The organism is Cohnella sp. AR92 (assembly GCF_003990975.1).
Lineage (GTDB): Bacteria > Bacillota > Bacilli > Paenibacillales > Paenibacillaceae > Cohnella.
On the sequence record NZ_RZJR01000002.1, the window covers coordinates 234,204 to 255,525 of the forward strand.

The window sequence follows — 21,322 nt, forward strand, 5'->3', positions numbered from 1 at the left end:
TACGCGTGTTATTCTTGCTGATCCTCATTGTAGGCGAGAATAATCTTCTGAACGAGCGGGTGTCTGACGACGTCCTGCTCGGAGAAGGTCACGATGCCGATCTCCGGAATGTCGCGGAGAATGCGCTGCGCCTCGATCAGGCCGGACTTCTTGCCCTTGGGCAGGTCGATCTGCGTCACGTCGCCGGTAATGACCATGTGCGAGCCGTAGCCCAGCCGGGTCAGGAACATCTTCATCTGCTCGGGCGTCGTGTTCTGCGCCTCGTCGAGAATGACGAACGAGTCGTCGAGCGTTCTGCCGCGCATGTAGGCGAGAGGAGCGATCTCGATCAAGCCCCGTTCCATCGACTTCGCGACCCCGTCCGCTCCGAGCACGTCGTTAAGCGCGTCGTACAGCGGCCTCAGATAAGGGTCGACCTTCTCCTGAAGATCGCCGGGAAGGAAGCCCAGATTCTCGCCGGCCTCGACGGCGGGACGGGTGAGCAGGATGCGCTTCACCTTGCCTGCCTTGAGCGAGGCGACCGCCGATACGACGGCCAGGTAGGTCTTCCCAGTGCCCGCCGGACCGATGCCGAAGACGATGTCCTTCTTGCGGATCGTCGTTACGTAGTGGCGCTGGCCTAGCGTCTTGGGGCTGATCGGCTTGCCTTTGAACGTTGAGGTGATCTCTCCGCCGTATAGGGAGAGCAGCTCGTCCGCCTTCATCTCGCGAGCGAGCTCATAAGCATACCTGACATCCCGCTCGCCGATCGGAAGGCCCGTTCGGATGAGCTGAAGGAGGGTGTCGAACAGCTGCTGAAGCGACCGGACCTCCGATTCAGGACCTTCGATCACGATCTCCGCTTCTCTAGAATGAATAAGCGACTCGGATTCCTCTTGAATGAGCCGCAGGAACTTGTCCTGAGGACCGAATAGAGCCAGCCCTTCCGCCGTATTGCGGAGTGGAATCGCGATGATTTGCTTGGTGTCCGACAAAAAGCCTCATTCCCCCTGCTCGATAGACGTCGGTGGTACGTTGTATTGGATTATTGGACGTTCGAGGGCGATGGATTGTTCCACCTCGAATAGAACATTTATCACCACTTTACCATTCTCCGTTTGTTCATGCAAAAGTTTTTCGGCCTTTATGACCGCTCCTTCGCCGCACTTCGCCAGCAGCTCCTGCCTCGCTTGCGCCAGTCCCGCGCTCTTCGCCTCGGCCTCGGTCATGCTTTCGCGCTGTATGACGACTTCCTTCTCTTTCTCGACGCCGTTCCCCAGCGGCAGCGTCCACCGCCACAGCTTCAGCCTCTTGTATTCCGCGCGGGTATCGGATAGTTCGTAGGTCGGAGCCTTGTACCCGGTTACCTGGAGCGCCCGGTTGCCGATTAGCCAGTATTTTCTCGTAATCTCCTCGCCGGTATAAGCCTTCACTTCCCTTTCGAGCGGAGACGCGATCTTGTATTCATACCACACCAAGCCGCGAACCTCCCCTTTGGAGATGACGGTCTGCGTGCGTTCTCCTTCGCCGACGATGCCGGAGATCAACACGTCGCCCTTGCGCACCCGATCGTTCCGCTTCACCTTGGGACGCCCGTTCTCGGCGACGATCCGCGTGATGACGGCATCCGCGCTCGCGATCAGATCGCGAGGTCCCTGCAGCTTCGAAGGCTCCGGGCGAGTCGATTCGATGACCGTGATGCCCAGCCTGGTGCCTTGCTTCTCGACGCCTACCCAAGTCGCGTTGGGCAGCCGCTGGGCGATGCGGCCGGCCAGATCGGACGTATCCGGCAGCCGGAACGACCATTGAAAAGGACGGACCCCTTCCGCTCGCGCCGCGGCCAGGATCTGTTCCTTCGTGATGGTTGCCGTCCCTTCGGCCTTAACGTCCCAGATCAGCGTGGACATCAGATAAAGCGCCAGAACGAAGCCCAGCATGCCGAACGCGAACGTCTTGCGCCTAGAGAGGCGCGCCATCTGGAAGGGCAGCCCGTGCCGCTCCAGGATGCGGGTTCGGCCTTTGACGGCGCGCAGAAGCGGACGAAGACGGAAATAGTCCGGGATCGCGACATAGAAGACCAGCTTGCGTTCCGCCGCGAAGGACAAGTTCCACAGCTCCAGCCGATTTTTAAGCGCCTCGTTCAAGAATTGTTCGGCGTCTCCCTTGGTCAGCTTGACGCGAACGAAGCCTTTCACATATTGGAACCAGCTGCCTTTCATCGTTCCCACATCCTTTATCGAGATCAGGTTAGGAGCTTGTCCGATAACGCGGCGGACTTCGGCCGCAAGGCCGTCCGGCAGCCTCCGTAGCCGCCCGGAATCCATGTCCGCCCGGCGAGAAGCGAACAAGCCGGCAAGCGGGCGCTTCCGGCGCTGGACTCTTCAACCTGCCGCATGCTTCTTGGCCGAGGTTCCGTCATGTAAACTCCCTTATGGAGACTTGCCGCTGCCCGCATTGAGCTTGACGCCGGTAATTCGCCCTTCTACAAAAACTTCTTCGGCGCCGATGTTGCGGATCACCAGCTCGTTGCCGGTCACTTCCAGCTCCCCCTTCTCCATCGCCAGAAGCAAGGATTCGGAGGAGAAATGGAGAACGCCCCGGTGGTTCTCCACGGTCAGCTGGAGCCCGCCGATCATCGTGATCCGCGGCAAGTCCAGCACGACGTCCTGCGGTAAGTCGAGGATGCGCGCGGTCCAATTGCGCAGCTTGCGGACAACTCGCGGCATGACGCGCCTCCCTCCTTTACCTTACACTTTATGCGGCGTTATTCCGGATCATGCTCCGGCAGGCAGGCGGAAATAGAGGTTCAGGGAGTCAACTTACGTCTTTTCCCACTACGGCTCGCACAAACCTTTCTAATTAATTTCTACGCACCTGGGTCCCTCCTCGCGCCTGTCGTCGCTTCAGTTGAGTCGCGGTTGCTCACCTGCGCCCATCATCCGTCCGTGTACCCGCCCATCTGAGTAATTTCTACGCACCTGGATCCCTCCTCGCGCTTATCGTCGCTTCAGTTGAGTCGCGGTTGCTCACCTGCGCCCATCATCCGTCCGTGTATGCACCAATCTGAGTAATTTTTACGCACCTGGGTCCCTCCTCGCGCCTTTCGTCGCATCAGTTGAGTCGCGGTTGCTCACCTGCGCCCATCATCCGTCCGTGTACCCGCCCATCTGAGTAATTTCTACGCACCTGGGTCCCTCATCGCGCCTTTCGTCGCATCAGTTGAGTCGCGGTTACTCATCTGCATCTACATGGGTATTCGTTTAACAAACGCAAAAAAACAGAGCTTCGTGACAAAGCTCTGTTCAAATGGGAAACACCTTATCAAGCTTGCTTATCTCCGAAAAGGCTTGCGGGCGCGCGGCGGTCCGAGGATCTCGGACCAGACGATCGCCCTAGCGAGGTCTTCGCGCGTCGGATTCAGCTCTCCCGAGGCAGCGGCGTAGACGGGGCCTGCGGGCGCGGCAGCGCCGCCTGCGGCTGCCGGCTGCATGATATCATATGCGCTTGGCTCAGCGCCTACCGGCTGCCTATCCGCATTCGCAGGTTCGCCATATGCGTCCAGCATTCCGCCTGCGGCTGGATAAGCTCCTTCAGGGGAAGATGCGGACGGCCGCGCTGCCTCCTGCCCCGCCGTCTGCTTAGCCGCCTGAGCTGCCGGCCGTTCAGCAGGCGCGGGCTGGCCGGGAAGACCGTATCGCGGCTCCTCGCGAGCGGGGCGAGCCGACTGCGGCCGATGGCCGGGCCGAGCTTCTCCTGGCCCGCGCGGTCGCGGGGAAGGCGTCTGCGGGTATCTCCGCCGTTCCTGCCCGCCTCCGAAATCCGGCATCTGATTCGGGCGTTTGCTTTCTCCGGAGCCTTTGCGGAAAAACATGCCGTAAAGCAAGCCGACGACCACGATCACGAAATAGAAGTTGCTCAGCAGAAACGAGATCAGCTTCTCCATCGCAATCAGCCTTCTTTGCCGTCACCGCGGGCCGGGTCGGACTTGCCGATCGAGCCTCTCATCTGGGTATCCGCCTCGATGTTCTTGAGGTTCATGTAATCCATGACGCCCAGATTGCCGCCCTTGAGCGCTTCCGCCATCGCCAGCGGCACTTCCGATTCGGCTTCGACGACCTTCGCCCTCATCTCGACGACGCGAGCCTTCATCTCCTGCTCTTGGGCAACGGCCATCGCGCGTCGTTCTTCGGCTTTCGCCTGGGCGATGCGCTTGTCGGCTTCGGCTTGCTCCGTCTGCAGATTCGCGCCGATGTTCTTGCCGATGTCTACGTCCATGATATCGATCGACAGAATCTCGAACGCCGTTCCGGCATCAAGCCCCTTGGCCAGAACCGTGCGGGAGATCAGGTCCGGATTCTCGAGCACGTCCTTATGGGAGTTCGCCGAACCGTTCGTGCTGACGATCCCTTCGCCGACGCGGGCGATGATCGTTTCTTCTCCGGCGCCGCCGACAAGCCGGTCGATATTGGCGCGCACCGTTACGCGAGCCTTGACCTTCACTTCGATGCCGTCCTTCGCCACGGCCGACACGACCGGAGTCTCGATGACCCGCGGGTTGACGCTCATCTGCACCGCTTGCAGCACGTCGCGCCCGGCCAGGTCGATCGCCGCGGCACGTTCGAACACCAGCGGAATATTCGCTCTCTGCGCCGCGATCAGCGCGTTTACGACCCGATCCACGTTGCCGCCGGCAAGGAAGTGGCTTTCCAATTGGTTAATGGACAGTCCCAGTCCCGCTTTGGTCGCTTTGATCAGCGGATTCACGATCCGCGAAGGAATGACTCGTCTAAGTCTCATGGCCACAAGCGTGATGATGCTGATTCGCACTCCCGACGCCAAAGCCGAAATCCACAGCATAATCGGGAAGAAGCTCAGGAATACGGTAAAGAGAATAAGCGCGATCGCGATAATGATAAGCAGTTCTACGTTCCAGTCCATCGAATCCCTCCGAATTTTCTATTTCCGTACTCGATAACCTTCGTTACTCCATAACCGAATTACTCCGCCGAATCCTTTTGGACCACGATTCTCGTTCCGTCCGTAGCCATCACCCGGATCCGGGTGCCGGTCTCGATGTAATCGCCGAAGCTGACGACGTCAAGCCGCGTCCCTTCCACTTCGGCCGTTCCCGCCGGACGCAGCGGAGTGAGAGCCACTCCCGTCTTCCCGATCCATTCCTCGCGGCCTTCGTTCGGAACGAACCCCTCTTCCTTCGTCAGCTGCTCGCGAAGCACGAACCGGTTCCAGATGCCCTTCTTGCGGAAAATATACGCGAACGCCGCCACGATAACGGCTGCGATCAATACCGCGATTCCAAGCGACTGCAGAGCATCCCCGGTATCGTAAGCGGCCATCCCGATTCCGCCCGCAATACCGGCGACTCCGAGAACGAAGAGAATGCCGAAGCTCGGCAGGAAGATCTCCAGCAAGAGGAACAGAATGCCTAACAGGAACAGAACGATCGATTCGATACCCGCGAAGCCCGCAATGTATTGTCCGAAGAAATACAAGGCGAAGGCGACGAGCCCCGTGATGCCCGGCGCGCCGAATCCGGGAACGAACACTTCGATGAAAATGCCGGCCAAACCGATGATCAGAAGGAGCGTGGAGATCCCGTCCGAGGTCAGCCAGCGCGACAGCCTTTCGGCGATGGTCGGCTTCACCTCCACCGTTGACCAATGCTCCATTCCCGCCCAGCGGATCGCTTCGTCCGTCGAGCTCAGCACGGCATCCGAATAGCCCACTTGAAGGGCCTCGTTCGCCGTAAGGGACAGAATTTGCCCCCTCTCCTTCGTCCGGCCAAGCTCCTTCAGCTCCACGACGAGATGCGGATCGACCATGCCGACCGCAATCTCCCCTTTGCGACCGTTCTTCTCCGCGGCGGATTGCATCTCGCTCGACCAGAACGACACGATCTTCGGACTCTCCACCGCCTCGCCCGCGGAGTCGACAACCATCGCCGCTCCGATGCTGGAGCCCGGGGTCATCACGATCCGATCCGCGTTCAAGGCGATATAGGCTCCTGCCGATGCCGCCTTCGCCTCGACATAAGCGACGGTAGGAATCTTGGCGGAAGCGATCCGGCTTCCGATCTCTCCGGCGCTCTGCAGGCTTCCTCCCGGCGTATCGATCTTAAGAAGCAGGAGCGCCGCTTTGGCTTCTTCCGCTTCGGTAATCGCGCGATCCAGGAATGCGGCTAGGCCTCTCTCGATCGTCGATTCGACGGGAACGATGTAGACGGTGCCCGAGCCGGAATCCGACGAGATCAGAGCAGGCTTCTGCGGGACCTGTTCCTCGGCGCTTGCCGCTTGCATGCCCCATCCGAAGACAGGCAGCAGGATCAGAAGCGCCAGCGGAAGAAGAAGCGCTTTCAGTCCTCCTCGACCGGGTTCGCCAACGATCGACCTTTTCTTCCGTAACAATCGCACCCCTCCCTCCATATGTAATTTTTCCAACTTTACAAAGTAATACGACTCCGACGCTTGACGGTTCCAACCAATTCAACGCGGATAAAATGGAAAAAGCACTTCCTATCGCTAGGAAGTGCTTCGTTGTTTTCGAGAAATCACTGCAGAAATTGCTGGACGAGCTGATTAACAAGCTTGCCGTCGGCGCGTCCTTTCACCTTCGGCATCAGCGCTCCCATCAACTTCCCCATATCTGCCTTGGAAGAAGCACCGGTCTCTTGAATGGTCTGCGTAACAATAGCTTTGATTTCTTCTTCGGTGAGCTGCTGAGGAAGATATTGAGCGATAATGTCGATTTCTGCGGCTAAGTCGGTGACCAAATCATCACGGCCGGCCTTCTGAAATTCCTGGAGGGAATCTTTGCGTTGTTTGACTTCGCGGCTCAATATGTCGAGCACTTCGTTATCCTCAAGCGGGCGGCGCAAATCGATTTCTTGATTCTTGACCGCCGCACGAACCATTCGAATCGTGGAGAGCCTGAATTTATCCTGTGCTCTCATCGCCTGCTTCATGTCTTCGTTCAAACGTTCCGCGAGACTCATGATGCGGATTCCTCCTAGAACTTGCGTTTGCGTGCGGCTTCGGACTTCTTCTTCCGCTTAACGCTTGGTTTCTCGTAGTGCTTGCGTTTTTTCAGTTCCGCGAGAACGCCATCCTTGGCGATAGAACGCTTGAAGCGGCGGAGTGCAGCGTCGAGTGTTTCATTTTTACGAACTTTTGTTTCGGACACCAGTTATCCCTCCCTCCGGAACAGACCACAACACACGGTAATCAAACTTCATTATAGGCGAAGGAAAGTAGGGGTGTCAACTTTCGCCCATTTCATTTTTCATTCTTCTTCAACTGCATAAGGTTCGAGCGCTCAAGGAAGCGATTCCCGCGGGGACGAAGACCCTTCGCGAAGGACGATTCAAGCGTTCAGAGGACCCAGCTTCTCGCCGCCGAGCACATGGAAGTGAATGTGGAAAACCACTTGTCCGCTGTCCCTGCCGATATTGTTGATCAGACGGTAGCCGTTCTCGGCAAGGCCCGCATCCTGCGCGACTTTCTTGGCCGCCAGCAGAACGCGCCCGAGCAGTTCGGCGTCCTCCGGTTCCGCTTCGTTCATCGAGGGAATGTGCTTCTTCGGGATGACGAGCAGATGGACGGGAGCTTGCGGCTGGATGTCCTTGAATGCGTACACGTATTCGTCCTCGTATACTTTGCTGGAAGGAATCGATCCTTCAATGATTTTGCAGAAAATGCAATCCATCGTCTTAACCTCCATCGGTAATCCATGCCTTCCCTCTTATCATAGCTCAGCGGCTGCAGCGAGTCCAACGTTGCAACGATCTTATGCGGACAGCGATCCGGCAATCGACTTAAGCTTCTGCGCCGCGTCAGCCGCCGGCTTCGTCCATTCGGCTCCGGCCGCCATCTGACGATATCGGTCGTCCTCCGTCGGAATCGAATACTGCTTCAGGATGCCGGATAAGCCGGCGCCGCCTTCCTGCAGCTTGGCCAGAGTCGCCTTCTCCTCCGCCGTCAACGGACCTTCGTGAACGCCGACGCCGGCCAGAGAAGACTGGAGGACAGCGAGCTGCGCTTGAAGCTCTTGCTTCGCCTGTTCCTCATCGTTAGCCGCGTTCACGGCTTTTGTAGACAGCGCGGCGGCGCAGCCGTCTTCGAGGGAGACGAGCTGTCCCGCTTGCGCCATGAGAGGCAGCCGCTCCACGGCCGTCGTCGTTGAGTCCAGCGCCTTGGCCGTGCTCTCCAGCGTATCCGCGAACGCTTGGCACGAAGCGTATTGCTCCGCGAGCCGCTTCCCCTTGTCGGTCGCGGAGGATTGATTGTTAAGCAGCACCTTGGACAACAACAGGACGATCAGGATCGCGAGCCCGGTTATCACGATTAATAGAATAGGAACGGTTAAACTTCTCTTGCCTGACATGTGGTTCTCCTTCCGGGCCGTCTCTCCGAAGCGGCTGGGTACTTTTGCTAGTAAGGATTATAGCGCGTCGCCGCCCGTTGTGCCACCCGTCTTCGCGCGTGATTTGCACAGGTTCCGGACGCTTACCTGACGCGAACGCTGACTCCGCCGTCCACGAAGACGACGTAGCCTTCCTTGACGGGCCGTCCGAGAATGCCTCCGATCGCTTCCGCGTACCGTTCGATCTGGAACCGATGCTTCTCCGCCGCTTCTTCCCAGGAGCCGTTCCACACCTTGTCCGTCTTGTAATCGATCAGGACAAGGCCGTCTTCTTCGGGGAAAAGACAGTCGATGACGCCCTGGATCAGCACCGTGTCGCCGAGTACGCCTTCCCCGGCCGACGGGTAAGCCTCGCGAGCCGGAAGGCCGTAGCTGAACGGCACTTCCCTCCACAGCTTGTCCGCCCGGCACATCCGATCGTAGAGCGGCGAACGGCAGAAGGAGGCGATCGATTCCGCATCGACGGCTTGGCTTTGCTCGGTCGTGATGATCCGCTTCTCGACCAGCTCCGCCAGCAAACGCTCGATATCCGCGGCATCCGTTCCGATCTTGACCGGCAGATGCTGCAGCACAAGGTGAACGACGGAGCCGCGTTCCGCGGCAGTAAGCGTTCGGTTGGACAGGAACTTGGGCCGTCGAAGGCGGTAGGTCATCGCCATCGCTTCCTGCGCGGACGGCTCGTCCGGATTGAGTCGCAGCTCCAGGAGAGCATCCTCTTCCGCCTCGACTCCCCTTCCAGGCTCGCTTGCCAGCGGCTTGCCGGAAGAGGGGTCGGGAATCTCTGCGCCGGTATTCCTGCTGCTGCTCCCGCTCTCGTCTCGTTGCCGCTTGAGAGCCGTGATCGACGTCTTGGCCGCAAGCTGCGTCGCCTCCAGGTGAGGGTCGACCCAAGATAGAGCTTCATAGGCTCGTTCCCCCGCTTCGGAAGCCTCCATGGGGACGGGCTTCAGCGCCAGAACGAGATTCCAAGCGGATTCCTCGCCGTCATCCGGTGCCAGCGGCGGCTCCGGAGACCTCATGAAGTCCGTTGCGGGCAGCACCCGGCAGCTCCATTCCGATGGGTCCGGCGCCCTGCTCGGTTCCTCGCCGCCGGGAAGCTTCCAGGAGCCGGCCGCGATCGTCGCCGCCGGTCCAAGCCAGTCGAGGTAGCGGTTCGCCGCGACGACCGCATGGTCGGGCAGCCCATTCTCCGAAGCCTCGGCCAGCTCGCGCCAGCGGTTCAGCTCTTTCTCGGCATCCTTGGCCGTTCCGATCAGGATCAGCTTCTCCTTCGGCCGCGTAAGCGCCACGTAAAGGACACGCATCTCCTCGGCGAGCATCTCCGCCTGAAGCCGTCGGCGAATCGCGAGCTGCGGGAAGGTCGGGTACGTCACGCGGGTCTCGGGCTCCACCCGCTTCGGACCGAAGCCGAGCTTCTTGTGCTTCAGGAACAGCCCGTTCAGGTCCTGCTTGTTGAAGCCGCGGCCCAAGCCGGCGACGAACACGACCGGGAATTCCAGCCCCTTGCTCTTGTGGATCGAGACGATCCGCACGACGTCCTCTTGCTCCCCGAGCGCGCGCGCGGCGCCGAGATCGGCCCCGGTGTCGCGCATTCTTCCTAGGAATCGGAGGAACCGGAACAAGCCTCTCGAGCTGGAGCTCTGCTCGAACTGCCGCGCCCTGTCGATCAGGGCCCTCAGGTTCGCCTGGCGCTGCACGCCGCCGGGAAGCCCGCCGACGAAGTCGTAATAGCCCGTCTCGCGGTACAGCAGCCAGAGCAGGTCGGCGAGCGCCTCTCTTCTGGCGAAGCTTCTCCACCGCTCGAGGGAGCCCAGAAAATCGCCCAACGCTTGCTTCAGCCGTTCGTCGAGCGATTCGGCCGCAGCCTCGTTGACCGCTGCCCAGAACGTGCCGCGGCGCTCTTGAATGCGGATCTGCGCCAGCAGCTCGGCGGACAGGCCGACGATCGGCGAACGGAGCACGCCGGCGAGCGGAATGTCCTGATCCGGGTTGTCGATCACCTGCAGCAACGAGAGCATGACATCCACTTCCGTCGCGGCGAAGTATCCGGTCGCCAGATCCGCGTAAGCGGGAATTCCCGCCGCCTTCAGTTCCTCCAGCATCGCCGGAGAAAGCGATGTCGCGGCGCGAAGCAGGATGACGATATCCCGGTAGGCGAGCGGGCGGTACAGCTTGTTCTTGCCGTCGTAGACGGCGAACGGTTTCTCGCCCGCGTGCCCCATCAATCGCTTGATCTCGGCCGCAATGCAGCGGGCTTCGAGCTGCACGGTCTCCAGCTCTTCCTCCGTTTGGGCGCTTCCTTCGGAGTCCGCTTCCGCGGGGGACGATTCGGGCGCGTCTTCCTCCGGCGACCCTGCCGATCCAGCCGCGCTCCCGGATTGGAGCAGGATCATCTCGACGGCATACGGAGAAGCGGATCGGGTCGCGCCGCTCTCCGCTTCCGGTTCCTCCAGCGGATACCCTTCGCCGTAGATCAGCTCGGCCCGGCGGTCGTAATCCATCTCCGCGACTTTCTCCCGCATGATGAGCCGGAACACGTGATTGACGGCGTCGACCACCCTTGTGCGGCTGCGGAAGTTGCGCGCCAGGTCGATTCGCAGCCCGCCGAGCTCCTTCTCTCGGTCTATCGCTTCGGGGAATGCGGAGGCGGGAGCATTCGCCTGTTCCGGAGCCGGAGCGTTGTCCGTCCTTGCCGTCCATACCTCGTACCGCTTGTACTTCGCCAGGAACAGCCCGGGCTCCGCGAGGCGGAAGCGGTAGATGCTCTGCTTCACGTCGCCGACCATGAACACGTTGCCGGGCTCTTCCTTCGCGATCAAGGAGACGATCGCTTCCTGCACTTCGTTCGTGTCCTGGTACTCGTCCAGCAGAATCTCCGCGAAGCGCGCTCGATAAGCCAGCGCCGCCGCGGAAGGCACCGTGCGCTCCGGCGTGGATTCCTCGCCTCGGAGCACTCGCAAGGCGTAATGCTCCAAGTCCCCGAAGTCGAGAAGTCCTTTCTCCCTCTTCGCCGCTTCGTACCGGCTTCCGAATTCGATAATGACCTCGGCGAGCTCCGCCATGTCCGGAGCGAGCGATTGCAGCTCCTCGGCATACTGCTCCGGCGTTCGCACGAACCATTCGTCCGCCAGCTTCGTGATCGCCTTCTTCGCCTCGTCCCGAAGTGCCTTGACCCGTTCTTGAAGCACCGGATCGTAACTGTCGCCGCGGCACGGCTTCAGCCGGCCGAAAGAGACCGCGCCGAAGGCCGAATTCCATTGCTCCCAGGGCAAGCCCCGTACCGTCTCCAGCAAGCCCGCCACGATGTCCATGTCGCCGGCCAGCGTCTCCGCGTAGGGAGCCGGTCCCGCCGGCCCCTCCGCGATGTCGCGTCCGCTTCGAAGCAAGGCGAACGCCCCTTCGAGCGATTGTTCGACCGCCTGCGCCATGCTGCGGGCCCAAGCGGAGGAGGCTAGCTCGGAAGCATCCGCGATCCGGAAGGAAGCGGCCGTCTCCCGAAGCCACCATTCCGGCCACGGATGGCTGCGCGCGAACTCATGCAGCTCCAGCACGAGGCCGTGAAGCGGCTCGTCGCTGCGCTCGCCGCCGAACTGATCGGCCAGCCTGGCCAGCGGGCCGCTCTCTCCTTCCCGCTCGTACCGCTCTTCGAATACCGCGTCGAGCGTGTCCATGCGCAGCAGCTCGGCTTCCGTCTCGTTGGCGATGCGGAAGCCGGGATCGAGTCCGATCAGCGGGGCATACTTCTCGATCACTTCCATGCAGAACGAGTGCAGCGTCGTGATCGACGCCCGCGGCAGCAGCGCCAGCTGCCTCTTCAGGTGCGCGGACTCGGGGGTCCGGTCCAGCGCTTCCTCGAGGGCGAGCCGGATCCGCTCCTTCATCTCCGCGGCGGCCGCTTTGGTAAAGGTCGCCACGAGAAGGGAGTCCACGTCGAGCGGACGCTCCTCGTCCGCGATGCGGGAGATGATCCTCTCGACGAGAACGGCCGTCTTGCCGGAACCGGCCGCAGCCGCGACGAGGACGTTCGTCCCGTCCGCCGCGATCGCCGCCCATTGCTCGTCCGTCCAGCGGCTGCCGGCCGGTTTGTTGTAGGTCGCTTCCAATGAAGCCGTTGCCGGACTCATCTCGCCGTCCCTCCTTCTTCTCCGCTTTGTTCAAGCCATTGCCATACCTGCTCCTTGCCGCTCGGCTTCGGCAGCTGCCGGAGCGCATTGCCTTCCATTTGGCCGTCGAATTGGCAGACCGGCCGGAATTCGCACATCTGGCAAGGACTTCGCTTGTCCAAGCGATAAGGAGCGATCGAGACGTCTCCTTCGACGATGCGCTTGCCGATCGTCTTGATGCTCTTCCGGACGGATCGGCGCAGCACTCCCCACTGGCGTTCGTCGGCCACCTGCGAACGGGAGGAGAAGCTCCCGTCCTTCTTGAACTCGACCGGGACGATCGAAGACTTCCCTCCGTCCGACAGGGATTCGTCCATCAGCGAGACGGCGTCTCCGTCGGCGAGCACGAGGCCCTGCATGCGGAACTCTTTCTTCATCGCGAGATCGGCGTCGGCGCGGGACATGCCGTTAAGCGTATGGATAAGCGGGTTGTGCACATGGAAGTAGAGCACTCCCGCCGGGCTTGCCTTAAGCCCAAGCCAATGCGGGGCATGCGTCACGACGACGTCCAGGTAAGTCAGCATCTGCAAGGAGAGCCCGTAGGCGACTTCGTCGAGCTTCAGCTTCACCGCTCCCGACTTGTAATCCATGACGCGCAGCAGCAAGCCGTCCGGGGATTCGGCCGCATCGACGCGGTCGATCCGTCCGGCGATATCCATCCAACGCCCGTCTCCCAGTTCCAGCGAGAGCGGCGGCAGCGGACCCGTCGGCCCGAAGTCGACCTCAAGCCCGACGGGCCGGAACGCCGACCATTTCGCCTGCTCGCCCAACATCGCGGACGCTCTCGAGACGATGTCTCTCAGCTTGCGGGCCATCGCCTGATGCCGATGAGAGGAGAGCAGGATCTGCGATTGCACCTTCGGCAGCAGCCGCTCGACGGCGGCCGCCGCTTCGATCTGCCAGCGAGCCATGTCCTGCGCCGCCGGCCCTTCCGCGAACAGCTTCTCGGTCGTCTGGCGCAGCGCGGCGTGGAACAGCTGCCCGATGTCGGGCGCGTCGACCCGGTACATCCTTCTCTCATGCAGCCGCAGCCCGTGAGAGGAGAAGTGCCGGAACGGACAAGAGACGAACCGTTCCATCCGGGACACGCTCGCCAGCAGCCGATCGCCGTACAGCAGGCGGCTCGTCTCCTTCGTCAGCGGCTCCTCGTCGTTCCGGTAGAGGAGCGACGAGACCAGCTTGCCGAGTCTCGGACGCCATTCGTCACGCTCCTGCAGCCAGCGGTACACCGACCACCAGCCCTGCGCAAGCTCCCCACCCTGCCGCCAGTGCCGTAGCGCGGCGACCAGGTAGGTGAGCGAGCGGCCGGGGTGGGCGGCATGCTCCAGCTGCGCGGCATCCTCTTCCCCGGGAGCCGGCTCGGCGGTCAGCGCCCCGACCGGCAAGCCGGGGAACCGCTTCTTCAGATGGCGGATGATCTCCGAAGGATGCAGCCCTTGGCCTTCCTCGTTCGCCAGCGGATAGCTGATCCATAGATGCCGGGTCGGCGTCGTCAGCGTCCAATAAGTGAGGAATCTCTCGTCCAGCAGCCTTCTCTTGGCTCCGGGGGCCATCTTGACGCCCGTTTCTCCTAACTGCTCTCTCTCTTCCTCCGAGAGCAGCCCGTTCTCGCGAATGGATTGGGGCATCACCCCGTCATTGACGCCGAGCAGATAGAGCACGGCGATCCGATCGGAGCGCGTGCGCTCCGGACTGCCGATCAGAACGCCGTCGAGAGCCGGGGGCACCGCTCCCAGCTTGAGCTGCTCCAGCCCCGCGTCCACCATTCCGACGAACAGCGGAAGGTCCGGGCTCTCGTCGCCCATCATCTCGACCAATTGGTCGAGCAGATCCATGACGCCGTCCCAGAGCGGGCGATGCATACGGGCTCTGCCCGGCTGGCCGGCCGCCTCGTCTTCCGCGCTCCAACGCTCCAAGCGATCGGCCGCCTCCGTCTCCTCCAGCAGCTCGAACAGCGCGGCGCACAGCTCCGTCACCGAAGCCGCCTGCTTGAACCGCTGCTCCATCCGGCGCAGCGGGCCGAGCAGCGCGTCGCGAATCCCGATCAGGCGCTCCAAGCCGGCAGCTCCCCGTCCGTTGTCCTCTTCTTCCAGGTCGGAGCCGCCCAGCGGCCTCCAGACCCGGTCGTCATGCCAGCGCCAGCCTTCGATGCCGGCTGCCAGCGCGTAATTCTCGAGCTTATCCACGTCTTCGCGGGAGACGCCTGCTCCTGCCTGCTGAAGAAGGTCCGTCTTCGCGCAGCGGAACAAGGGATCGGACTTCCAGCCCGACAGGACGGTCTCCAGCGCGGAGCGCACGAATTCGACGAGCGGATGATGGGCGGACGCCGCCTTGCCGTCGAGGAAGTAGGGAATCTCGTAATCGGAGAACACCTGCCCCAGCAGGTCCGCGTAATCCTCGATATTGCGGACGAACACCGCCATGTCCCGCCACCGGAATTCGCCGGACCTTCGGCGCCTCAGCATGTCCCGAGCGACAGCCTCGGCTTCCGCCCGCCGGTTCGCGGCCGCATGGACCGACAGCGCCCCATCCGGGCCGAGCAGCCGGCTGTCTCCGCTCCACTTCAGCCGCTCTTCGTAGCTCAGCTCGAGATGAGCCAGCACCGGGCTGCCCGCGAAACGCGGCAGAACGGGCGAATTCAAGACGACCGGCGGTTCGACCGCGATTCCCGATTGCGCCGCCAGCTCGCACAGGCGAGCGGACGTCGTCGCCGTCGGATGGAACAACTCCAGCTCGCCGGGCCGTTCTCCCGCTTCATATGGGCGATTAAGGCATAGGGCCGCGGATACCCGCTTCGTTCGCCCTAGCAGCGCGCCGATAACCGCATACTCGTTCTCCGTGAAGCCGTGGAAGCCGTCCAGCCATACCTCGGCCTCTTCCAGCATGGGAGCCTTCGCGGCTCCTTCTACCAGCCTCGCCAGCGCGTCCTCTCCGTCCATCCATTTGCCGGACAGCTCTTTCTCCACGTCTTCGTACAGCATCGTCAGGTCGTGAAGCTTGTCCTCCAGCAGGGGAGAATCGCCGCGGCCCGCGCTTTCGGCCGATTCCTGCAGGCGGTTGCTGTCGTTCCCGTATCTCTTCCATTCCGTGAACAGCTCGCCGAGCTTGGACACCAGCCCGTTCGCCGACGCTCCCCCGCGGAACAGCCTCAGCTCCGGCTTGCGGTGCTGCAGGGCCTTATGGATAAGCATCGCTTTGCCATTCTCGTTGATAGAGATATTCGCGAGTCCTCCGGTCTCCTGCATGACGCGAAAAGCCAGCCGGCGAAAGCTCAGCACCTGAACTCGCATGAAGCCACTTAGTCCCTCGGTCGTCGCCATGGCCGATTCCGCCTGGAACGTCGCTTGCTCGGGAACGATCAGAAGGAGAGGCGGCCCTTCCGGGCTCTTCTTCAATTGCGCGCGGATCTCGTCGAGAACGAACCGCGTCTTGCCGCTTCCCGAACGTCCCGTTATCAGCCGAAGCGTCATCTATCACTCTACCTCCCGGTCTCCTCAAAATAGCTGCTCCTATTGTATCACAAACAACCGAATACGCACGCACGTTCGTTTATTTTGGCAAATGCTCCTATCGGCAACATTCTCATGGATGGTTACGTTATTTATAAACCAGGGGCACGAGCGTAACAAATAATTGCGCTAAGAGCCATCCCATATGGAAGGGAAGCGTTTGATTGAAAAGAATAGCGCCTTTTCTCATTCTGTTTCTGGTTTTAACGGGATGTCATCAAGCAGACGATATTCAAAAGGAATTGTCCTTCCTTCCCATCTCGAAGGGGGATGTGTCGAAGGTCAAGCTCTGGGGGAGCGGAGTAGATGGAAGGGAAGCGACAGCGGGAGAAACCCGGAACATTCTTAAATGGCTAAACGGCGTAACCCATTTCGAGAAAGTACTAGATCTTCCAAGCGAAAGCCCAGCCCCGCTTGCATTCGAAGAGAAGGATTTGGAGAGGTTTATCGATGAGCTTGCAGGCCCCTCTTCGAAATAACTCGCATCAAAAAAAGCGGACGCTCTATGCGCCCGCCTTTGGCCCGATGCCGATCCGCTTAAGAAATGTTCAGATAAAACTTCGTTCCGTCCGAGAATTTGAAGATCGCCGCGTCCGACCACAGCTCGACGTTCGTCACGGTTTTCCACTTGCGCCTGAACTCCAGGTCGAGCGTCATTTCTTTCATGCGTTGTTGAAGGAGCTTGCGGCTCTCGAAGCGTTTGGCTCTATTCAACAACGGCACCGTGCGCTGGCCGAAATGCAAAATGTCCGTCATCTTAATTCCCCCTTGGCTGTTGTATCCATTGATACAAGACTACAAGAGAGTCATTAAGAAAGTTACAGGTTTTGGCACTAACATTTTCCTAACAATTGTCGACAAATCGCGCGGTGCCGCTTTTTCCATCCATAATTGTTAAATATTCTTACGGCTTCTCACTTCGAAAATGCCGAATTTCAGGTAGTGGCCTTCTTCTACGCCGCCCAGATGCGGATGGTCCTTGCCCGCTCCGCGCCACTCGATGCAGCGCAGCGTCTTGCCGGCATCCGCCGCCGCGTCGAGGATCGTCTCCATGAACAGATCCGGCCGAACATGGTAGGAGCAGCTAGCCGTTACCAGGTAGCCGCCTTCGTTGATCAGCTTCAGCGCCTGGAGATTGATCTCCTTGTAGCCGCGAATCGCTCCCGGCACCGCTCGCTTCGTCTTGGCGAAAGCCGGAGGGTCCAGAATGACGATATCCCACGTTCTAGCCTCGCCCGTAAGGGGCTTGGACGTATCCGCCTTGCCGCCGCTTCTCGCTTGGCGTTCCTCCTTGCCACTGACTTGCTGGCGCAAATACTCGAACGCGTCGGCCGTTACGAATTCGATGCGGTCGGTGAAGCCGTTGCGCTCCGCATTCCGCTTCGCGGTCTCGATGGCATGCGCCGATACGTCGAGGCAAGTGACCTTCTTGGCGCCGTATTTGCACGCATGCAGCGTGAAGCTGCCCGTATGGGCGAAGCATTCGAGAACGGTCGCCCCGTCCCAATAAGGGAAAGTGACCGGGTTGCCCTTCGAGTTGACGGGAACGAGGCTGACGCCGTTCTCGGTCTCCCTCTCCTCCAGCTTAATGCCGCTGCGCGAACCCCAGCCCTTCACCAGCGGAGCGATGGAGGCGCGGTTCTCCCTCTGGTCGAAGAAGTAGCCGGTTTTCTGGCCGCCTTCGATGTCGACCTCCACCTTCAGCCCGTTCTCCTCGATCACGATCAAACGCGGGCATTCGCCGTAAAGGACGCCCGTGCGTTCCTCCAAGCCTTCCAGCGTCCGCACGCCGACATCGCTGCGCTCGTAGACTCCTTGCGGCTTGAACGCTTCGATCAGCGCCGGAAGCCACTCCTCCCTCGCGACATCCATACCGAGCGTCAGCACCTGAACGACCAGGACATCCTCGAAGCGATCGACGACGAGACCGGGGAGGAAGTCCGCTTCGCCGTATACGACCCGGCACGACTTCTCGGAACCGACGAATCGTGCCCGGTAAGCCGCGCACTGCTCGAACTTCATCTTGAACCAGCCGGCGTCCATCTTCTGAAGCGGCTGATAGGATACGACTCTTACCGTGATCTGGGAGGACGGATTCCAGTATCCCGTCGCCAGGTAATGATTCTTGTGATCGTACACCTCGACGAGGCTGCCCGGAGCCGGTTCGCCTTCCGTCCGGTCGATCTCGTTGGCATAGATCCAGGGATGACCCTGCTCCAGCCGCGGACGGCGGGAACGGTTCAGGACGACGCGCGCCTGGGACAGCGCCGGGGTCGACGGTTGATTCGATGCTTGATCTTGTGATTGATTCGGAGCTTGATTCGGAGCTTGATTCGGAGCTTGATCTTGTGCTTGATTCTGTGCTTGATTAGAGCTCGCCATGGCTAGCTCCCACCTTTCGTATCATGACTTGTCCGTTCTGCTCATATATTTCTGGATAAAACGATCCGGACATGCCGGAACGCATCCTGTGGTGCATCGATTTGACTTATGTAAGCGAGCGTTAGTCGATGTTTTCGACTAATTCGTTCTCGTTCCTGCCTAAGGACAGGGAGTTAGTCGATTTCTTCGACTATTTCGCCCCTGTTCCTGCCTTCGGGCAGGGAGTTAGTCGATTTCTTCGACTATCTCGCCCCTGTTCCTGCCTTCGGGCAGGGAGTTAGTCGATTTCTTCGACTATCCCGCCCCTGTTCCTGCCTTCGGGCAGGGAGTTAGTCGATTTCTACGACTATCTTGCCCCTTCCTGCTTCCGGCGTAGAAAATCGAAGTATTGGGAAGCTCCTGAGGGCGCCCGAGGAGGCCCAAGGGCGAAGTTGCTTAGTAAATCTCGCGAACGCGATGCACTTAGAAAGGAGCTTGCCGCCTCATGCTTATGAATATCGTCGTCGCCTCCACGTTCGGGCTCGCGCTGCTGCTGTTCGGGATGAAGCTGATGGAATCCGCGCTGCGCCAGTGGGCGGGAAGCCGGCTTCCGGAAGTGCTGGGCCGCACGACATCGACGCCGCTGAAGGGCTTCGTCACGGGAACGGTCGCCTCGGCCATGCTGCAGAGCGGAACGGCCGTGACCGTTCTCTCGATCGGGCTCGTGAATGCCGGACTGCTGCCGCTTGGCAATACGCTCGGCATTATCCTCGGCACGAACGTCGGGACGTGCTTCACGACCGAGCTGATGAGTCTCCGCCTGCACGACTACGGATTGCCCGTGCTGCTCGCCGCTCTCGCGATCTGGGTATGGACGGCTCTGGCCGGCGAACTAGAGCTGCTTCCTCGGTTGCCGAGACGCTGGATCGGCCCGTTGCGCTTCGGCGCCGCCGCGTTGGCCGGGTTCGGCCTGCTGCTGATCGGCTTCGCCGTCCTGCAGTCCATCGGCCCGGAGCTTCTTCGCAGCGATACGTTCCTTCGGCTAACAGCCAAAGCGGAAGCCGAGCCGCTCTGGGGCGTGCTGGGCGGAGCCGCGCTGACCGCGGCGGTTCATTCCAGCGCCGCCGTCATCGGCATGTCGATGGGGCTGGCGAACACCGGCGCGCTCACTCCCGAGACGGGAATAGCAATCGTGCTTGGCGCGAACGTCGGGACGTGCTTCACGGGCCTGCTCGCTTCTCTCGGAGGCGGCCGAGGCGGCCGCTTCGTCGCCCTAGCCCAGATCGCCCTTAACATCACGGGAGCGGCCGTCTTCTATCCGTTCATGAAGGAGCTGTTGGAGGTCTCCGCCCGGCTCGCCCCCGGCGACCCGGCGGCGCAGATCGCCCACGGCCAGACAATCTTCAACGTCGCCTGCTCGCTGATCGTTCTGCCTTTCGCCCAGCTTATGTACCGCTATGCGCAATCCCGCTCCGGCAAATCGAGCCAAAGGCCGCCTGCCGCCTGATATAAAACAAATAAGGGGACGGTGGAATATGGAAACAGCCCGTTAGTGTGATATCCCTTTAGTAGGGTATCCCGTCCGTGCGACATCCCGTTCGTGCGATCCCCCGTTACCGACTCCCTATCTCCAGGCTCGACGCCGCCTCATCCCTTATCGGCTTCAATAGCCTTCCGACTCGCTCGCGGCGCCGGTAACGATCGCCGCTCCCGAGCTGGTACCGAGCCGGCTGGCTCCGGCCAGAAGCATCTGGCGCGCCTTGGCCGCGTCCCGAATGCCGCCCGAAGCCTTCACGCCCAAGCGGGAGGAGACGCTCCCCCTCATGAGGCGGATATCGTCCGCGGTCGCCCCGCCGGGCCCGAAGCCCGTCGACGTCTTCACGTAATCCGCTCCGGCGGCTTCGGCGATCCGGCACGCTTCGCGCTTCAGCTCGTCGTTCAGCAGGCCCGTCTCGAGAATCACCTTCACGAGCGCGCCCCCTTGAACGGCTTGCACGACCGCCGATATATCGCGCTCTACCGAGGCCATATCCGCTTCCAGCAGCTTCCCGACGGCCAGCACCATGTCGATCTCCGACGCCCCGTCCTCGACCGCCGCAGCCGCTTCGAACGCTTTCGCGCGCGTCGCGCCCGCTCCCAGCGGGAAGCCGACGACCGAGCAGACCTTCACGTTCGTCCCGCTGAGCTGCTCGCGGCACTGCCGGACCCAGCGGCCGTTGACGCAGACGCTGTAGAAGCCGTATTGCAGCGCTTCCTCGCACAGCTTGGAGAACTCCGCCGAGTTCGCCTCCGCCTTGAGCAGCGTATGGTCAATGAAGGGCGCCAGCGGCATGCCCGGCGTCCAGATCGGGAATCGGCCCGAAACCTCCCCGCGCGAATCGCCGGCGACACCGACTCCAAGTTTCTCCAGCGCCAGGCGGAGCACCTCTTCATTCGTCTCGTAGCCCTCCGCCAGCTGGAGCTGCCAGCTCTCCTGGGGACTGAACCAGTCGACGCCCGAGATCTCCTCTTCCTGGGCATGGAGCGTTCCCGCTTCCGCCTCGACCAAGTAATAATGGACTTCCTTCTGAACGGTCACCCGTTCGGAAGATTCGTATTCATAGCGAATGACGGACAACGGGGCCACGATCTTCCCCTGAATGCCCGTCTCTTCCTGCACTTCGCGAAGCGCCGCCTGCCGCTCGGTTTCCCTTGCTTCCAGCTTGCCCTTCGCCAGCGTAATCTTGCCGAATCGGTCCCGGATCAGCTGCAATTCCAGCTTCCCGTCCCGTTTGCGGTAGACGACGCCGCCCGCCGATATCTCCTTCACCGGCTCTCTCCTCCGATCGGTAGACAGCAGAAAGATTCCATCCCGCACGGAGCTTTATTCAGCAT

At 61.1% G+C, this 21,322-nt stretch carries 18 protein-coding genes; 2 read left to right on the forward strand and 16 right to left on the reverse strand.

From position 1 onward, the window contains the following. Positions 1-8: 8 nt before the first annotated feature. The 13 genes from ELR57_RS03485 to addB all read right to left on the reverse strand — a co-directional run bounded on the left by ELR57_RS03485 (position 9) and on the right by addB (position 16,048). Positions 9-974, reverse strand: coding sequence for a PhoH family protein (locus tag ELR57_RS03485; protein ID WP_126957302.1), 966 nt, complete (start codon positions 972-974; stop codon positions 9-11). Between the two features lie 6 nt (positions 975-980). Continuing rightward, positions 981-2,198 (reverse strand): sporulation protein YqfD, encoded by a 1,218-nt coding sequence (yqfD, locus tag ELR57_RS03490; RefSeq protein WP_158629918.1) that lies wholly within the window; start codon positions 2,196-2,198, stop codon positions 981-983. Positions 2,199-2,221: 23 nt separating this feature from the next. After that, positions 2,222-2,398 (reverse strand): hypothetical protein, encoded by a 177-nt coding sequence (locus ELR57_RS27785; RefSeq protein ID WP_158629919.1) that lies wholly within the window; start codon positions 2,396-2,398, stop codon positions 2,222-2,224. A 10-nt stretch (positions 2,399-2,408) separates the two neighbouring features. Further along, on the reverse strand, positions 2,409-2,705 hold the full coding sequence (gene yqfC, locus ELR57_RS03495) for a sporulation protein YqfC (RefSeq protein WP_126957306.1): 297 nt from the start codon (positions 2,703-2,705) through the stop codon (positions 2,409-2,411). Positions 2,706-3,310: 605 nt separating this feature from the next. Next, positions 3,311-3,922, reverse strand: a complete 612-nt coding sequence (locus ELR57_RS03500) for a hypothetical protein (protein WP_126957309.1) — start codon at positions 3,920-3,922, stop codon at positions 3,311-3,313. Between the two features lie 5 nt (positions 3,923-3,927). Next, positions 3,928-4,917, reverse strand: coding sequence for a flotillin-like protein FloA (gene floA, locus ELR57_RS03505; protein ID WP_126957311.1), 990 nt, complete (start codon positions 4,915-4,917; stop codon positions 3,928-3,930). A gap of 59 nt (positions 4,918-4,976) precedes the next feature. Continuing rightward, a complete protein-coding gene (locus ELR57_RS03510; protein ID WP_238162387.1) occupies positions 4,977-6,401 on the reverse strand; it encodes an NfeD family protein in 1,425 nt (474 codons plus the stop codon). Positions 6,402-6,544: 143 nt separating this feature from the next. Beyond that, positions 6,545-6,988 (reverse strand): GatB/YqeY domain-containing protein, encoded by a 444-nt coding sequence (locus ELR57_RS03515; RefSeq protein WP_126957315.1) that lies wholly within the window; start codon positions 6,986-6,988, stop codon positions 6,545-6,547. Positions 6,989-7,002: 14 nt separating this feature from the next. Continuing rightward, positions 7,003-7,176, reverse strand: coding sequence for a 30S ribosomal protein S21 (gene rpsU, locus ELR57_RS03520; RefSeq protein WP_080840534.1), 174 nt, complete (start codon positions 7,174-7,176; stop codon positions 7,003-7,005). Between the two features lie 180 nt (positions 7,177-7,356). Beyond that, positions 7,357-7,698, reverse strand: a complete 342-nt coding sequence (locus ELR57_RS03525) for a histidine triad nucleotide-binding protein (protein WP_126957317.1) — start codon at positions 7,696-7,698, stop codon at positions 7,357-7,359. Positions 7,699-7,779: 81 nt separating this feature from the next. Further along, positions 7,780-8,376 (reverse strand): hypothetical protein, encoded by a 597-nt coding sequence (locus ELR57_RS03530; protein ID WP_126957318.1) that lies wholly within the window; start codon positions 8,374-8,376, stop codon positions 7,780-7,782. A 122-nt stretch (positions 8,377-8,498) separates the two neighbouring features. Next, entirely contained in the window at positions 8,499-12,539 is a 4,041-nt protein-coding gene (locus ELR57_RS03535; RefSeq protein ID WP_126957320.1) for a UvrD-helicase domain-containing protein, read from the reverse strand. Next, entirely contained in the window at positions 12,536-16,048 is a 3,513-nt protein-coding gene (gene addB / locus ELR57_RS03540; protein ID WP_126957322.1) for a helicase-exonuclease AddAB subunit AddB, read from the reverse strand. Before addB ends, ELR57_RS03535 begins: the two co-directional genes overlap by 4 nt. A 203-nt stretch (positions 16,049-16,251) precedes the next feature. Between addB and ELR57_RS03545 the strand changes: the two genes are divergently transcribed. After that, on the forward strand, positions 16,252-16,566 hold the full coding sequence (locus ELR57_RS03545) for a hypothetical protein (RefSeq protein ID WP_126957324.1): 315 nt from the start codon (positions 16,252-16,254) through the stop codon (positions 16,564-16,566). 58 nt (positions 16,567-16,624) lie between these two features. Here ELR57_RS03545 and ELR57_RS03550 read toward each other — a convergent pair whose 3' ends face one another. After that, complete coding sequence (locus ELR57_RS03550) at positions 16,625-16,843, reverse strand: hypothetical protein (protein ID WP_126957326.1); 219 nt, start codon at positions 16,841-16,843, stop codon at positions 16,625-16,627. Positions 16,844-16,981: 138 nt separating this feature from the next. Further along, the gene (locus tag ELR57_RS03555; RefSeq protein WP_126957328.1) at positions 16,982-18,469 is read right to left on the reverse strand and encodes a class I SAM-dependent rRNA methyltransferase; all 1,488 of its coding nucleotides are present in this window, start codon (positions 18,467-18,469) and stop codon (positions 16,982-16,984) included. Positions 18,470-18,953: 484 nt separating this feature from the next. On the opposite strand from ELR57_RS03555, the gene ELR57_RS03560 reads away from it, so the two are divergent. After that, positions 18,954-19,955: a Na/Pi cotransporter family protein gene (locus ELR57_RS03560; RefSeq protein WP_126957330.1), complete on the forward strand. Its 1,002-nt coding sequence runs from the start codon at positions 18,954-18,956 to the stop codon at positions 19,953-19,955. A gap of 156 nt (positions 19,956-20,111) precedes the next feature. Here the strand turns inward: ELR57_RS03560 and deoC are convergent, their stop codons facing one another. After that, positions 20,112-21,257: a deoxyribose-phosphate aldolase gene (deoC, locus tag ELR57_RS28570; RefSeq protein WP_126957332.1), complete on the reverse strand. Its 1,146-nt coding sequence runs from the start codon at positions 21,255-21,257 to the stop codon at positions 20,112-20,114. Positions 21,258-21,322: the final 65 nt, after the last annotated feature.

Excerpts from the sequence above, each read along its gene's own strand:
- yqfD (WP_158629918.1), bottom strand. The coding sequence starts at position 2,198 with ATGAAAGGCAGCTGGTTCCAATATGTGAAAGGCTTCGTTCGCGTCAAG.
- ELR57_RS27785 (WP_158629919.1), bottom strand. The coding sequence starts at position 2,398 with ATGACGGAACCTCGGCCAAGAAGCATGCGGCAGGTTGAAGAGTCCAGC.
- yqfC (WP_126957306.1), bottom strand. The coding sequence starts at position 2,705 with ATGCCGCGAGTTGTCCGCAAGCTGCGCAATTGGACCGCGCGCATCCTC.
- ELR57_RS03500 (WP_126957309.1), bottom strand. The coding sequence starts at position 3,922 with ATGGAGAAGCTGATCTCGTTTCTGCTGAGCAACTTCTATTTCGTGATC.
- floA (WP_126957311.1), bottom strand. The coding sequence starts at position 4,917 with ATGGACTGGAACGTAGAACTGCTTATCATTATCGCGATCGCGCTTATT.
- ELR57_RS03515 (WP_126957315.1), bottom strand. The coding sequence starts at position 6,988 with ATGAGTCTCGCGGAACGTTTGAACGAAGACATGAAGCAGGCGATGAGA.
- ELR57_RS03525 (WP_126957317.1), bottom strand. The coding sequence starts at position 7,698 with ATGGATTGCATTTTCTGCAAAATCATTGAAGGATCGATTCCTTCCAGC.
- ELR57_RS03530 (WP_126957318.1), bottom strand. The coding sequence starts at position 8,376 with ATGTCAGGCAAGAGAAGTTTAACCGTTCCTATTCTATTAATCGTGATA.
- ELR57_RS03535 (WP_126957320.1), bottom strand. The coding sequence starts at position 12,539 with ATGAGTCCGGCAACGGCTTCATTGGAAGCGACCTACAACAAACCGGCC.
- addB (WP_126957322.1), bottom strand. The coding sequence starts at position 16,048 with ATGACGCTTCGGCTGATAACGGGACGTTCGGGAAGCGGCAAGACGCGG.
- ELR57_RS03550 (WP_126957326.1), bottom strand. The coding sequence starts at position 16,843 with ATGACGGACATTTTGCATTTCGGCCAGCGCACGGTGCCGTTGTTGAAT.
- ELR57_RS03555 (WP_126957328.1), bottom strand. The coding sequence starts at position 18,469 with ATGGCGAGCTCTAATCAAGCACAGAATCAAGCACAAGATCAAGCTCCG.
- ELR57_RS03560 (WP_126957330.1), top strand. The coding sequence starts at position 18,954 with ATGCTTATGAATATCGTCGTCGCCTCCACGTTCGGGCTCGCGCTGCTG.